The 13,794-nt window shown below is 30.4% G+C and carries 12 protein-coding genes and 1 pseudogene; 7 read left to right on the top strand and 6 right to left on the bottom strand.

All coding sequences use genetic code 11. The features are described from left to right. Positions 1–84 precede the first annotated feature (84 nt). Positions 85–603 carry a DUF255 domain-containing protein gene (locus tag Q4517_RS11595; RefSeq protein ID WP_303509466.1) on the top strand — a complete coding sequence of 173 codons (519 nt, stop codon included), beginning with the start codon at positions 85–87 and terminating at the stop codon, positions 601–603. 3 nt (positions 604–606) lie between these two features. On the opposite strand, the gene Q4517_RS11590 is transcribed toward Q4517_RS11595, so the two are convergent. Next, on the bottom strand, positions 607–2,634 hold the full coding sequence (locus Q4517_RS11590; RefSeq protein WP_303509463.1) for a ComEC/Rec2 family competence protein: 2,028 nt from the start codon (positions 2,632–2,634) through the stop codon (positions 607–609). 114 nt (positions 2,635–2,748) lie between these two features. On the opposite strand from Q4517_RS11590, the pseudogene tnpA reads away from it, so the two are divergent. Beyond that, a pseudogene (gene tnpA / locus Q4517_RS11585) lies at positions 2,749–3,195 on the top strand (IS200/IS605 family transposase). 49 nt (positions 3,196–3,244) lie between these two features. Here the strand turns inward: tnpA and Q4517_RS11580 are convergent. The 3 genes from Q4517_RS11580 to Q4517_RS11570 all read right to left on the bottom strand — a co-directional run bounded on the left by Q4517_RS11580 (position 3,245) and on the right by Q4517_RS11570 (position 6,978). Then, positions 3,245–4,255: an acyltransferase gene (locus Q4517_RS11580; RefSeq protein ID WP_303509462.1), complete on the bottom strand. Its 1,011-nt coding sequence runs from the start codon at positions 4,253–4,255 to the stop codon at positions 3,245–3,247. A gap of 77 nt (positions 4,256–4,332) precedes the next feature. Beyond that, the gene (gene lysS / locus Q4517_RS11575; RefSeq protein WP_303509461.1) at positions 4,333–6,030 is read right to left on the bottom strand and encodes a lysine--tRNA ligase; all 1,698 of its coding nucleotides are present in this window, start codon (positions 6,028–6,030) and stop codon (positions 4,333–4,335) included. 447 nt (positions 6,031–6,477) lie between these two features. Next, positions 6,478–6,978, bottom strand: coding sequence for a DUF456 domain-containing protein (locus Q4517_RS11570; RefSeq protein WP_303509459.1), 501 nt, complete (start codon positions 6,976–6,978; stop codon positions 6,478–6,480). Positions 6,979–7,098: 120 nt separating this feature from the next. Between Q4517_RS11570 and Q4517_RS11565 the strand changes: the two genes are divergently transcribed. From Q4517_RS11565 to Q4517_RS11550, 4 genes are read left to right on the top strand one after another with little or no spacing between them, the layout of a single operon-like run. After that, positions 7,099–7,467, top strand: a complete 369-nt coding sequence (locus Q4517_RS11565; protein ID WP_303509457.1) for a BlaI/MecI/CopY family transcriptional regulator — start codon at positions 7,099–7,101, stop codon at positions 7,465–7,467. Next, positions 7,464–8,975: a M56 family metallopeptidase gene (locus Q4517_RS11560; protein ID WP_303509454.1), complete on the top strand. Its 1,512-nt coding sequence runs from the start codon at positions 7,464–7,466 to the stop codon at positions 8,973–8,975. The genes Q4517_RS11565 and Q4517_RS11560 overlap by 4 nt, the downstream gene beginning before the upstream one ends. A 51-nt stretch (positions 8,976–9,026) precedes the next feature. Then, positions 9,027–10,280 carry a tetratricopeptide repeat protein gene (locus tag Q4517_RS11555; RefSeq protein ID WP_303509451.1) on the top strand — a complete coding sequence of 418 codons (1,254 nt, stop codon included), beginning with the start codon at positions 9,027–9,029 and terminating at the stop codon, positions 10,278–10,280. 36 nt (positions 10,281–10,316) lie between these two features. Further along, positions 10,317–10,787, top strand: coding sequence for a hypothetical protein (locus tag Q4517_RS11550; RefSeq protein ID WP_303509449.1), 471 nt, complete (start codon positions 10,317–10,319; stop codon positions 10,785–10,787). Between the two features lie 5 nt (positions 10,788–10,792). On the opposite strand, the gene Q4517_RS11545 is transcribed toward Q4517_RS11550, so the two are convergent. Further along, positions 10,793–12,301: a GH3 auxin-responsive promoter family protein gene (locus tag Q4517_RS11545; RefSeq protein ID WP_303509448.1), complete on the bottom strand. Its 1,509-nt coding sequence runs from the start codon at positions 12,299–12,301 to the stop codon at positions 10,793–10,795. A gap of 66 nt (positions 12,302–12,367) precedes the next feature. Between Q4517_RS11545 and Q4517_RS11540 the strand changes: the two genes are divergently transcribed. Next, positions 12,368–13,162, top strand: coding sequence for a DUF2797 domain-containing protein (locus Q4517_RS11540; protein ID WP_303509446.1), 795 nt, complete (start codon positions 12,368–12,370; stop codon positions 13,160–13,162). On the opposite strand, the gene Q4517_RS11535 is transcribed toward Q4517_RS11540, so the two are convergent. Beyond that, the gene (locus tag Q4517_RS11535; protein ID WP_303509443.1) at positions 13,157–13,771 is read right to left on the bottom strand and encodes a hypothetical protein; all 615 of its coding nucleotides are present in this window, start codon (positions 13,769–13,771) and stop codon (positions 13,157–13,159) included. The two genes, Q4517_RS11540 and Q4517_RS11535, sit on opposite strands and share 6 nt — an antisense overlap. Between the last annotated feature and the right edge of the window lie 23 nt (positions 13,772–13,794).

Here is a 13,794-nt window from a genome sequence, read left to right as displayed (position 1 = left end):
TAAAAGAATATTTTACAACCTGTCAACTTTAAATATTGGCAGGTTTTTTTGTAAATTTGGAACACTTATTGAGACTTAAGAAGTATGAAAAAAATAATATTAGTAGTAGTTTTAACCGTTATTTCACTAGGGGTAAAGGCACAGGATAAAGTAAATTGGTTAAGCTTTGAAAAGGCAATGGAAATGAGCAAGAAAGATCCAAAACCAATTTTAGTAGATATTTATACCGATTGGTGTGGTTGGTGTAAAAAAATGGATAAAACCACTTATAAAAATAAAACAATTGTTGAGTATATCAATACGCATTATTACCCAGTAAAATTAAACGGAGAAGCAAAACATGATATTACTTTTCAGGGAAAAACTTTTAAGTTTGAAGCTCAAGGGAGAAGAGGATATCATCAATTAGCAGCAGCGATTATGAAAGGGCAGTTAAGCTACCCGTCAACAGCTTTTTTTAATGCTGAAAGACAATTGTTACAAAATGTACCTGGGTACTTAGAAGAAAAAAGATTTGAAAAAATACTAGCATATTTTAATAAGGATAATTACAAGAATACACCATGGAAAGAGTTTGAAAAAAGCTTTAAAAGCGCCATGTAAAATCTAATCTTTAAAAATATAAGCACCATTTTGGCCAGTATACCAAAATGGTGTTTTTTGTTTATAACAAGTTTCTTTCCATCTAATAACATACGATTTGTAGTTACTGCCATCAGCAATAATTTGTTGAGGTTTTAGCGTAGAAATAAGTCTAGTTAAATTTATTTTGGGACTGTTTTGTAGAATAACTATTGGATTTTGAACGCCATTTATTTGATACACTCCTAAACTATCCACAATCAAAATTTGTTTGTTTTTGTATGGGATGATGTTAAAAACTGAATCAATACTTTTTGAGGAAACATCTTCACCAACCCTGTAAGATTGTAATAGTTTTTGCTGCAGAAGAACAGAGTCATTTAAAGAACTAAAAATTGATAATTCCTTACCACTTCTTTTTCCTAAAACAGACTGGCGGCTTTTATGAAATACAATGAACTCATCTTTGTTACTAATTTGATGTTTTTCATAAAAATAGACTCCTTGTAGAACTATAATTGAAGTCAATAAGAGAGTGATCCTTTTTAATGTTTTATGTACACAAGCTTTATATAAGAGAATAATAAAAATATACCAAGCTACCATAGTAGTTAAAGACATGGGGATCTCTTTCAATAAAAATACTTCCTGATGCGAAACCCAGTTGACAAAATAATTCATCAAAGAAATAATGAATCCATATATATCCGCCATGAATTGAGGTAATATACTAAACGTTGCTAGTAGAATAATTACAATTCCACCAAACAAAATTGCACTCAAAAAAGGAATAATAATTAAGTTAGACAGAATAAACAACCCTGGAAACTGATGAAAATAGTACAAGCTAACTGGTAAAATTCCTATTTGAGCTGCTACCGAAACAGTAAATAGTTGCCAACCCTTGTCGAGAAATCGTAATTTAGGTGTCCAAAGATTATAAAGTAAAGGTTGTACCCAAACAATACCAAAAACAGCTAAATAACTCAATTGAAATCCAACATCGAATAAAAACATCGGTTTTATTAAAAGTAAAAATAGCATGGAGCTTATTAAAGAAAACTCAATAACCTTTTTTCGTTTAAAGGATAACCCGAAAGCTACAAAAGTAAACATAGTTACTGCTCTAACTACTGAGGCAGATAAGCCAGCTATAAAAGCAAATGACCAAAGTAAGAAGATAAGACAGACGGTTTTAATGATTGTTCCATACGGAAGTTTTTCTAAAGGTTTAAATAGATAGGATAGTAGCCATAATAAAATACCAATATGCAACCCAGAAATGGCAAGAATATGAATAGCACCTGCGTTGGTATAACTTTCTAATAATTCTTTTGAAATTTCTTGACGTTGACCAAGCAATAGAGCATTAATCACAGCAAATTCATCGTTTGTAAAATGATACTTTTTTAAGGAAGCTTGTATTTTACCTCTAATATGAGCAGATAAATTGATTAAAGAAAGTTTTGAGTTTTCAAGTTTTTTGAATTGATGATCATCTATAAATACTTGATGATATACATACTGTTTTGCTAAATACTGTTTGTAGTTAAATTGATGTGGATTTAAAGGCGGAATTAATTCTTTAAAAGGAGTTTTGATAAATATTCGATTACCCACCTTTAATATAGGTGATAAACTGTCCTTTTGAATATTTAGAAGAATATATCCAGTGGTTTTAGTAGAATCTACTTGTGAAACTTTAACTACATATTTTGTATAGTAGTTCCCTGGTTTTAATACTTTTTGTACATCAAGTATATAAGTAGAATTCTTAGTTAATTGATGTTTATAATGGCTTACATAATTCTTCGGATTGTGAATATATGTGGTGCTAATTCCGATAAAAACAAAGAAAAGTAATGTAGCTATACTAAAAGTTTTTCGTGCTTGAGTTCTTTTTAAAAAATAAAGAATAACGAGAAATCCTATTAAAGAATAGAACAAGTATATAAAATTAAATTGCCAAATTTGTGTGTAAAACTGAAGTGCTATGCCAAGAATAAGGCACAACAAAAAGTGAAAAAGAGGATATTCTAACAGTTTTTTCATAGCTCTCTAAAGTTATGAAAAAAATCACTAACTATTTAACAAATATATTTAATCAATAGAATTCCCCGATGCTTGTGCGTCGGGTGTAGCGTAAAGATATGTAATTTGGGGTTTATGAGTGAGCATATTCATAAAAGCCATAATAAGAGTTTGCTGTTGTATCATTTGGTTTGTCCAATTAGATATAGAAGAAAAGTTTTGAGCGAAGAAGTCTCTGAGACCTTACGAGAAGTTTGTTTAGAAATATCACATCGTTACGAGGCTCATTTTTTGGAGATAGGTTGTGATTAAGATCACGTACATTTTTTGATTCAAAGTGTACCGATGTTATCACCTCAAAAGATAGTTAATACCATAAAAAGCATAACAGGGCGTGAGATTTTCAGATTACATCCAGAAGTAAAGCGATTTTTATGGGGCGGTAAATTTTGGACAAGTGGTTATTACATCAATACTATTGGTCAATATGCGAATGAAGAGGTTATAAAGAAGTACGTTCAAGGTCAAGGAAAAGGACAAGAGTATCAAAAGATACACAAGTCACAGCTTAAATTGTTTTGATACCTCGTACCCTTGGGTCGAGGTAGTTCATTTTACAAGTCTTATGTTTCTATATTATATTTTTTAAGCTTTTAATTTTATTAATACCCCATGCTATTATAATAGAAATGAATAATGTTACGCAAAATTTAACTGGAATTCCAACTACAGGATTGTTTAAAGTGTTTATATTCATTGTTTTCAATCCATGAACGAATACATATAGAACCCCTGCATGTATTAGATATATGCCAAATGTTAGATGAGCAATTTTTGAAAATAAATTTTCTTTCAAGTTTAATTGGAGGAAAATTTTGTAGAAGCTCAAGGATGCTATTATTACTAAAGGTGTAAGATAACCATAAAAATATAAGTTGTCATATACTTTGATAGTATAAAGAGATAGAACAGCAATTAAAAGGCTTGAGACAGTATAGATTAATAATAATAATAATAATGAAAAATTTCTTTTGTAGTCTTTAATTAAATATCCCAAAATAAAATACCCTAAGTAATCAATAAACCATAATAAAAATAAACTCTGATTATTGAATACTATATTTACACCATTATTAAGCGTTCCAAAGCATAGTAAAATTATAGCGACTATCCATAATGATTTTCTTGAAATTAAAGGGATAATATTGTTTATAACGGGAGTAATTAGGTATAGACCAATTAACATATATAAATACCACATATGATAAAAAGGTTTCCCTAAAAATATACTAAGGAATAACGATTTAATTTCAATTGGTTTATTTAATAATAAAAATAATGAAACTTTAAATAGTGTATATAGAATAGTCCAAAATATTAATGGAGTTAAAATTCTATTAGCTCTTTTTTCATATGATTGTTTAAATGTTTCATTTCTACCTATTAAGAACATTCCACTAATTAAGACAAAGAGAGGTACACATATTCTAGTAAAAGAATCAACAATATTACCAATCCAAAAAGCTTTATCAAAAGTAAGATTGTTTTTACCGGAGATAACATATTCTGCTGATACATGTAGTAAAATCACAAAAAGTGTTGCAGTTGTTCTTAAAGTATCAACTGTATAATTTCTTTTCATATATATATTATCATAAAATTAAAAAAGTAATTCCAAAGAAATCACTTTTTTAATTTTCTTGTGTTATTTGAGGAAGTTTATACGATTTCTACAAACAAACCTTCCTCTGTTTTTTCAACTTTAGCAAGACTGTTTTTTGTTAAGCCTTTAATAGTTTTGTCCCATTTTTTATTAGACAAACCACTTTGTGCTTTTAATTCGTTTAAATCTATTTTTTCTGCTTTTTCTAATAAGGTTAACAACGCTTTTTCATCATCGTTTAATTCAACTGTTGGAGCTTGTTTCTCAGGCTTCATCTGTGGGAAAAATAATACTTCTTGAATTGACGGATTGTTCGTTAAATACATAATTAAACGATCCATTCCAATTCCTAATCCAGAAGTAGGAGGCATACCATACTCTAAGGCACGTAAGAAATCTTGATCGATAAACTCACCAGCTTCATCATCTCCACGTGCTGCTAATTTTAACTGTGCTTCAAAACGCTCACGTTGGTCGATCGGGTCGTTTAACTCAGAATATGCGTTGGCAATTTCTTTACCACATACCATTAACTCAAAACGTTCTGTTAATTCAGGGTTGTCACGGTGCTCTTTACATAATGGAGACATTTCCTTTGGGTAATCAGTAATAAAAGTAGGATGTATGTAGTTCCCTTCACATTTTTCACCAAAAATTTCATCAATTAACTTTCCTTTACCCATGGTTTCATCCACTTCAATACCCATATCTTGAGCCGCTTTACGAATTTCATCTTCCGACTTTCCGTTGATGTCAAAACCAGTAAAGTGCTTAATAGAATCAGCCATAGTAACACGTGCATATGGAGCTTTAAAGTCAACTTTATGTTCTCCAAAAGTAGCTTCTGTAGTTCCATTAACCGCCAAAGCACAATGCTCTAGTAATTTTTCAGTGAACTCCATCATCCAGTTGTAGTCTTTGTAAGCTACATAAATTTCCATTGCGGTAAATTCAGGATTGTGTGTTCTATCCATTCCTTCGTTACGGAAGTTTTTAGAAAACTCATATACACCATCAAAACCACCAACAATCAAACGCTTTAAGTATAACTCATTCGCAATACGCATGTATAACGGAATATCTAAAGCATTGTGATGTGTAACAAAAGGTCTTGCAGCTGCACCACCAGGAATAGGTTGTAAAATAGGAGTCTCTACTTCAAAATATCCAGCATCGTTGAAAAACTGACGCATGGCATTGAATAACTTCGTACGTTTTACAAATACTTCTTTTACTTGCGGATTCACCACCAAATCAGCATAACGCTGACGGTAACGCATTTCAGGATCAGTAAAACCGTCAAAGGTATTTCCTTCAGCATCTATTTTTGGTAACGGTAACGGTTTTAAAGACTTACTTAATAATTTAAAGTCTTTTACCATTACAGTGATTTCTCCAACTTGAGTTTTAAATAACTCACCTTCAATACCTACAAAATCACCAATATCTAATAATTTCTTGTATATATCATTGTATAAAGTTTTGTCTTCTCCTGTACAGATTTCATCTCTGTTAAAGTAAACTTGAATGCGTCCTTCACTATCTTGCAATTCAGCAAAAGAAGCTTTTCCTTGAATACGACGAGACATTAATCTACCAGCAATAACTACCTTTTTACCTTCTTCAAACCCCTGTTTAATCTGTTTGGAATTTGAATTGAATGGAAATAAATCTGCTGGATATGGATTGATACCCAGTTCACGTAATTTTGATAGTTTTTCTCTACGTACAACTTCTTGTTCTGATAATTGCATTGACTTAATTTTTAAGTAATTTTAATTTAAAGGTGCAAAGATACAATCAATTACAAAATTAGACAATGGTAGTATCACATAGATTTTATAAAAAAAGTGAATTTTTATTTGTGGTTTTCTAAAAAGGATTTATATTTGCAGGCTGTCTAATTTTAAAAGGACAGCATTTAGTTGTGTTGTTAGATACTTTAAATAGTATCATGGTTTTGTTAACCAATGGAAAGCTTCCCTTAGATGGGTTGCTTTTTTTTTGCAGTTTAGTTACGTGTTTTATTGGTTATTTCCCACTTTCCGTACTCTCTCTTTTTGAGGAACTTAAATAAATGCTCCAATCGGGGCTAAGTGTATTTGCTAACTTTTTAAATTATGAATACCTGTCATTCCGAACGAGGTACGAGGAGGAATCTCATGATTGGAAGTAAAAAGCTAAATATAACGAGCTTATTCCTAAAAGAAAGCGGCTTTATACTCCCAGAACTTAACAAAAAACAGTACTAAGAATACTATAGATATAGAAAACTTAATAGTTGCAGAAGCTAAAAAACCTAAAAAGGCACCAAATGACGCCTTGATAGCTCTGTTAGTATCTTTATTATCATAAATTAATTCACCAACCAAAGCACCTACGAAAGCGCCAATTAAAATCCCGAAAGGAATAGGAGAGAGTAATCCAATAATTAAACCAATAGTAGTACCGTATACTCCATATTTCGTACCTCCAAAACGTTTGGTCCCCATAGCTGGAATAAAATAATCAAGAAAAAATATAATGACAGCAATGGCTAAAGTGATTCCTAAAAATGTCCAATTTTGAGGGATAGCTTCTGTTAAGTGTAATAATAACAAACCTACCCAGCTAGTAATAGGGCCAGGTAACACTGGTAAAAATGAACCAATAATCCCTAAACAAGCAAATACAAAACCGAGTATAACTAAAAATATATCCATTAACTTTTTTATAGATAAGACGAAGATAAGAAAGCTTTGTTACATATTTATTAACTAAAAAATTAGTTTAAACTAATTTTTTAGTTATATTTGTTTCAGAACATTTCATAAAAATATATAATGAGTAAACAATTAACGAAGGCAGAAGAGCAAATAATGCAGGTGTTATGGGAGTTGAAAAAAGCTTCAGTAAAAGAAGTTATAATAGAATTACCAGAACCAAAACCAGCATACAATACAGTTTCAACTATTATAAGAATTTTGGAGACTAAAGAATTTGTAGGGCATGAGCCAAAGGGTAGAGGTTATGTGTATTATCCGTTAGTGGAAAAGTCAGAGTATAGCAATGAGAGTTTGCACAAGTTAATGAATGGTTATTTTGGAGGGTCATTTAAGAGTATGGTATCATTTTTTATGAAAGAAAACAAAATGGATATTCAAGAATTAGAAAGTATTTTAAAAGAGGTGAATAAAAACAAGAAGCCATGATTAATTATATCATTCAAGTCATATTATTTCAAGTACTTTTTGTAGCAGTGTATGATTTCTTTTTAAGTAAAGAAACCTTTTTTGTAAAAAACAGATGGTATTTGTTAGGTACAGCAATACTTTCTTTCATATTACCATTGTTAAAAATTTCTACAGTTCAAAAAGCGGTGCCGCAAGAGTACTATATTTTATTACCAGAAGTAGTTTTATCTCCACAAAAAGTGATTGAAAAAGCTGCTTGGTATCAATCCTTCAATTATTTAGAGATATTGTTTTGGAGTGGTTGTATCTTCTTTTTTGTAGTGTTTTTAGTAAAGCTGGAGCGCATCGTCCGATTAGTTTTACAATATGGCGTTGCAAGAAAAGAAAATTATAAGTTGGTTTTATTGCCAAAAGAAACGAAGGCGTTTTCATTCTTCAATTATATTTTTTTAGGAAATGACATTTCTTCTCCAAAAAGAGAAAAAATCATTCAGCATGAGTTAGTGCATAGTGACCAAAAGCATACGATAGATTTATTGTTTTTTGAGTTTTTGAAAATAGTTATGTGGTTTAATCCTATGGTGTATGTGTATCAGAGTCGTATATCGTTAGTTCATGAATATATTTCAGATGCTGTTGCTAGTAAATCTGACCAAAAAGAAAATTATATCAACCATTTACTCTCTGATATTTTTCAGGTCGAGCATATTTCATTCATTAATCAATTTTATAAACATTCATTAATCAAAAAACGAATTATTATGATGACGAAAACACAATCAAAAAAAGTAAAACAACTAAAGTATTTGTTGTTAATTCCACTCTTAGGAAGCATGATTTTATATACGGCTTGCTCAGACGAGAATAAAAGTAGTGAAGCTATTGCGAAAAAAGAATTAGTAACAATTTATAACAGTAAAGATGGAGAAATTACTTCAGTTAAAGGAGAAAAAAGTACGTATTTAGATCGTTACTTTGGAGAGAAGATAGACTTAGGTAAAGAATTGTCAATTAATGATTTGTCTGAAGAAGAGAAGAATGAGTTTTTAGCTCTTAAAGAGAGTTTAGAGGACGAGGGTTCAGTGTTGGGAGTTAAAGTATATAAAGGAACAAGTAATAGGAAGATTATAGCTTATGACTTAGTTAAAATAAAAATAAAGGAAATGGTTGATAAAGGTGGAAGTATACCTTTTTCACTTTTAGAAAAAGTACCAACTTTCCCAGGATGTGCTGAAGGCGATAAAGATTGTTTTAATAGAAGTTTACAGGAGTTTGTAAAAGAGAATTTTGATACATCTATAGCAAATGAATTAGGTTTAGATTCAGGTAAGAAAAGACTTTATGTTCAATTTAAAATTGATAAAGAAGGTAACGTAATTGATGTAAAGGCAAGAGCACCACATCCAATACTACAACAGTATGCCGAAGAATTGGTACAAAAATTGCCACAAATGCAGCCAGGAGAGCAAAGAGGGAAAAAGGTACGAGTAGGCTATACATTACCCATCACATTTAACATAGAATAAAATAAGTATCTTGGTCACCAACAACCAACGAACAACACCAAAAATAGAAACGTGAGAAATAAAATTTTACTTATTGTTTTCGTAATAGTATTTCTAAAAGTCGAAGCACAAGTTTCGACTTTTAAAACTATTGATAGTTTAGTGAATATAGGACGTTACCAAACAGCATTAACAAAGTTACATGAGTTAGGTACTACTTTTCAATCAACTTCAAAAGTAGCATCTATTTACGCTTCAATTGATGATTATAAAAAAGCTTCTATATACTACGAAAAGGCATTGGAGTTAAAAGATGATTATTCAGTAAAAATAAAGTTAGCAAAAGCTTATAAAAAAGAGAAAAAACTACAAAAAGCTATTGATGTTTATGAAGGTGTTATAAATAATGATGCTGAAAACTTACTTATTAAGTATCAGCTAGGGAAATTGTACGCACAAACAAAACAACCAGCCAAAGCAATAGATACTTTTAAGAACGTCATTCAACAAGATAGTACAAATGCAAATTACCATTACCGGTTAGGAGTTGCTTATGGAATGTTAAAAAAGAGAAATCTAAAAATAAATAGTTTTTTAGAAGCCTATAAAAATGATACAACCCACATTAAATCTATTCACCACTTAGCATTAGCCTATACTTTATTACACGATAAAGATTCAGCAAATATTTTTATAAATAGAGGTTTGGCGGTAGATCCGAATCATATTAATTTGAATAAGTTAAAAATCAATAATTTATATAGAGAAGAAAAGTTTACAGAAGCTATTCAATTTTTACAACGATTAGATACTTTGGAACCCAACGAACATTACACGCAAAAAATGCTAGGGCGTAGTTATTTTAATCTAAAGAAATACGAAGAGGCAAAAAAGTATTTTAATAAGGCCATAAGAATAGATAAATCAGATTTTAAAGCATATACCTATCTAGGTGATATTAATTTTGAAAAGAAAAAATTTTACAAAGCCCAGTTAGACTATATGGTGGCAACTTTTGCTGGTAAAGAACCCAGAGATGTTGAATATTATCAATTAGCAAGAGTTTATAAAGAATTAGGTAACCCTAAAGAAGAACTTAAATCATATAAAAAAGCTTTTGAGGAAAATAGGAAAAATTATAAGGCTTTATATCAATTAGCTAAAACTAGCGAGGATTATTATAAAGATAAAAGAATAGCTTATAAACACTATAAGAATTATATAAATCGTTTTGAAAGAAAAGATTCAGTTTTAACGAAATATGCAAAAACGCGACTAAAAGAAATTAAAAAGTACTATTTTTTACAAGGAGAGATTTTACAATAGTATTTAATTTTGTATATTCATCTTAAAATCAATAAGATGAGTTTTCGCTATGTGACTTTTTTAGTTTGTGCTTTGCTATGTTTTTCTTGCGACTTTTTTTCATACTCAAAAAAGGATAGCGCTCAAGTTGTAGATACAGTAGTTGATTTTACAAAAGTAGATGAGTCTCCTTCTTTTAGTAAATGCAAAAACTTACTTAAAGAAGATAGAGTTAGTTGTTTTAGGGATGAAATTCATAAAAGAGTAACAGCGAGTTTAAAGGAATATAACTTTGTCATTAAAAATAGCCTAGATGAAGAAGTTTTAATTGATATTCTGATTAATAAAGAGGGAAAGTTTGTTTTAGGAAAGGTCACTACTTCTGATGTTGTTATCAATCAATTACCAGAATTAGATAGCATAATAAAGTTGGCAATAGAAAAATTACCAATTATAAGTCCAGCTACAAAAAGAGGGATTCTTGTAGTGACGAAATATCAGTTACCTATTAAAATTAAAACAGAATAGAGCGCTTATAATTTTAAAAGTTCCTCAACAAAATCACGATTATTTGATAAACGAGGAATTTTATGTTGTCCACCAAGTTTTCCTTTTTCTTTCATCCAATCGTAAAATAAGTCTTCACGAGCTTGATGTATTTTAGGCATTGCTAAAGTCATATTATTATAGCGTTTAGCTTCATAGTCAGAATTATAGTTTTTTAAAGCATTATCTAACTCTTCAGTAAAAGAGGTAAGGTTTTCAGGAGCTTTTTTAAACTCAATAATCCATTCATGGGCACCATTCTCTTTACCATTCATAAAAATAGGGCCAACAGTATATTCTTTAATTTCACAGTTGGTTTTATCACTCGCTACTTTTAAAGCATCTTCAGCATTTTCAATAATTAACTCTTCACCGAAAACATTGATATGGTGTTTAGTACGTCCTGTAATTTTTACACGATAAGGTTTGGTTGAGGTAAACTTAACAGTATCACCAATCAAATAACGCCATAAACCACCATTAGTGGTAATAATAATGGCGTAATTAACATCTTTTTTTACTTCTGAAAGAGGAATCGCTACAGAGTTTTCTCCATTGTATTCACTCATAGGAATAAACTCATAAAAAATCCCATAGTCTAGCATGAGTAACATTTCATCGGAATTGTTTCTATCTTGAATAGCAAAAAAACCTTCGGAAGCATTATAAGTTTCGTAATATTTAAAATCGTCTCTTGGAATGAGTTTCTTATACTGTTCTCTGTATGGGTTGAAGTTTATTCCTCCGTGAAAGTAAACCTCCAAATTAGGCCATACTTCCAAAATATTATCCTTACCAGTTTTTTCTAATACTCTATTCAATAAAACCAACATCCATGAAGGAACACCAACTAAGCTTGTAATATTTTCATGAATGGTTTCGTTAATAATAGCTTCCATTTTTGCCTCCCATTCACCCATCAATGCAGTTTCTTGCCTTGGAGCAGAGCTAAAATCTGCCCAAAAAGGCATGTTCTCAATGATTATGGCCGATAAATCACCAAAGTAAGTATTGTTATCTTCATATACAGCTGAGCTTCCACCTAAACGTAGTCCCTTACCAGTAAAAAGCTTTGCGTTTTCGTTATTGTTTATATATAAACATAACATGTCTTTTCCTGCTTTAAAATGACAATACTCAATGGCTTCATCACTTACAGGGATAAACTTACTTTTTGCATTAGTAGTACCACTTGATTTTGCAAACCAACGTATAGGCGTAGGCCAAAATAAGTTTTGCTCTCCTTTTCTACAACGTTCAATAAGCGGTTCAATACTTTCATAACGTTGAATGGGAACACTGTTAGCGAAGTCAGTATAATTTTTAATAGAAGAGAAATCTTGTTGTTTCCCAAACTCAGTATTTTTAGCAGCACTTACAAGCTTTAGTAATAGCTCATTTTGAACATCAATGGGGTATTTTAAAAATAGCTCTACTTGATGTTTGCGCTTTTTTAGGAACCAAGAAATGATTGAATTTATAAATGGAAACGTCATAGATTAACTATTAATTCAATTTTTTTACTGTAATTTTGTGAAGCTAAATGTAACAAAATTTAAGACATGCAATACCAAGGAGTTTTAAAAAAAATGCCCACTGAAAATTTAAGCACAGTTCAATATTATTTAAACATGGGGGCTGATTTTTTGAATATGAACCAGTTATTGAATAAAGAGTTAACCTTAAGTTTTGTTACTTACGAGTGTTTAAATTGCCATTTAGAAAAAAAAATATATCGTCAAGGATTTTGTAAAAAATGCTTTTTTGAAATTCCAACTGCAGGAGATTGGATTATGCGTCCTGAATTGAGTAAAGCGCATTTAGGAGAGGAAGATAGGGATTTAGAATATGAAAAAAAGGTACAGTTACAACCGCATATTGTGTATTTAGCAAACTCCAGCAATGTAAAGGTAGGGGTGACGAGAAAGCAACAAGTTCCGACTCGTTGGATAGATCAAGGAGCACATGAAGCTATTGAGATTGTAGAAGTACCTAATCGTTATTTAGCAGGAATTATCGAGGTAGCTTTAAAAGAACATGTAGCTGATAAAACAAATTGGAGAACCATGTTGAAAAATGATATTAAGGATGAAAACTTGGTGGAGTGGCGAGAAAAACTAAAAGAATTTATTCCTGATGAAGCAAAAGAATATTATATAGCCAATAATACTGAAACTAATATTCAGTTTCCTGTTGAAAAATTTCCTAAAAAACCTAAAAGTTTAAATTTAGAAAAAGAAGAAACATATACAGGGAAATTAGTAGGTGTTAAAGGGCAGTACTTAATTTTTGAGGATGAAACGGTATTTAATGTTCGTTCTAATGAAGGATTGGTAGTTAAAATTGAATTATTATAATAACTCAATTTCTCGTTGAATATTTTTGCGTGTAGTTTCTTCGAACTTTTGATAAAAATATTCGGTTTTGAATATGTTTTCCATTGTTAAAAAATGTTGTAATGCTTTTTTTCGTCCTGAATTATAAACCAAATTAGGATAAATAGCATATTCTTTTCGTACATTTTTATAATATTGAGTATATACTTCCCAGTCTTGACCTAAAATAGATAAATCAGCATCAGTAAAATAGTTAGTATCTGAATCTTTAGCTATTTTATGAGACTTAGTGGCTAAAATCTGAGAATAGCAATTCTCTATAATTTCTTTAGGAACAGAAAGTTGTTTCATTCTTTTAGTAGCTAATTCTGCACTTTTTTCTTCGTTGTTGCTTTTTAAAGAGCTATAGATAATATCATGATAAAATAGCGTGAATAAAACAGTGTTCCAATGACTTATTTTCTCTTTTATTGGTGTTAGTTGAAAAAGTAAATTCTTAAGATGTTCTAATGTGTGATAGTGTCTTTTTTTATCAGAATGATTTTTTTCTATCTCTTGCCATAACAAGGTGTTGAGACTGTTATCGTTTGAGTAAGTAGCCAACAAGTTTAAAAAAGTGTTCTTTAACATAAAATGAGTAAAAAAGAAAAAGG

It is taken from the genome of Tenacibaculum sp. 1_MG-2023, assembly GCF_030547425.1.
Classification (GTDB): domain Bacteria; phylum Bacteroidota; class Bacteroidia; order Flavobacteriales; family Flavobacteriaceae; genus Polaribacter.
The sequence above is the reverse complement of the archived record's forward strand: the minus strand, read 5'-3'. Positions and strand labels throughout refer to the sequence as shown.

Bases quoted from the DNA above. Each gene is read 5' to 3' on its own strand.
- Q4517_RS11540 (WP_303509446.1), top strand. From the start codon at position 12,368: ATGCAATACCAAGGAGTTTTAAAAAAAATGCCCACTGAAAATTTAAGC.
- Q4517_RS11595 (WP_303509466.1), top strand. From the start codon at position 85: ATGAAAAAAATAATATTAGTAGTAGTTTTAACCGTTATTTCACTAGGG.
- Q4517_RS11565 (WP_303509457.1), top strand. From the start codon at position 7,099: ATGAGTAAACAATTAACGAAGGCAGAAGAGCAAATAATGCAGGTGTTA.
- Q4517_RS11580 (WP_303509462.1), bottom strand. From the start codon at position 4,255: ATGAAAAGAAATTATACAGTTGATACTTTAAGAACAACTGCAACACTT.
- Q4517_RS11560 (WP_303509454.1), top strand. From the start codon at position 7,464: ATGATTAATTATATCATTCAAGTCATATTATTTCAAGTACTTTTTGTA.
- Q4517_RS11590 (WP_303509463.1), bottom strand. From the start codon at position 2,634: ATGAAAAAACTGTTAGAATATCCTCTTTTTCACTTTTTGTTGTGCCTT.
- Q4517_RS11570 (WP_303509459.1), bottom strand. From the start codon at position 6,978: ATGGATATATTTTTAGTTATACTCGGTTTTGTATTTGCTTGTTTAGGG.
- Q4517_RS11545 (WP_303509448.1), bottom strand. From the start codon at position 12,301: ATGACGTTTCCATTTATAAATTCAATCATTTCTTGGTTCCTAAAAAAG.
- lysS (WP_303509461.1), bottom strand. From the start codon at position 6,030: ATGCAATTATCAGAACAAGAAGTTGTACGTAGAGAAAAACTATCAAAA.
- Q4517_RS11535 (WP_303509443.1), bottom strand. From the start codon at position 13,771: ATGTTAAAGAACACTTTTTTAAACTTGTTGGCTACTTACTCAAACGAT.
- Q4517_RS11550 (WP_303509449.1), top strand. From the start codon at position 10,317: ATGAGTTTTCGCTATGTGACTTTTTTAGTTTGTGCTTTGCTATGTTTT.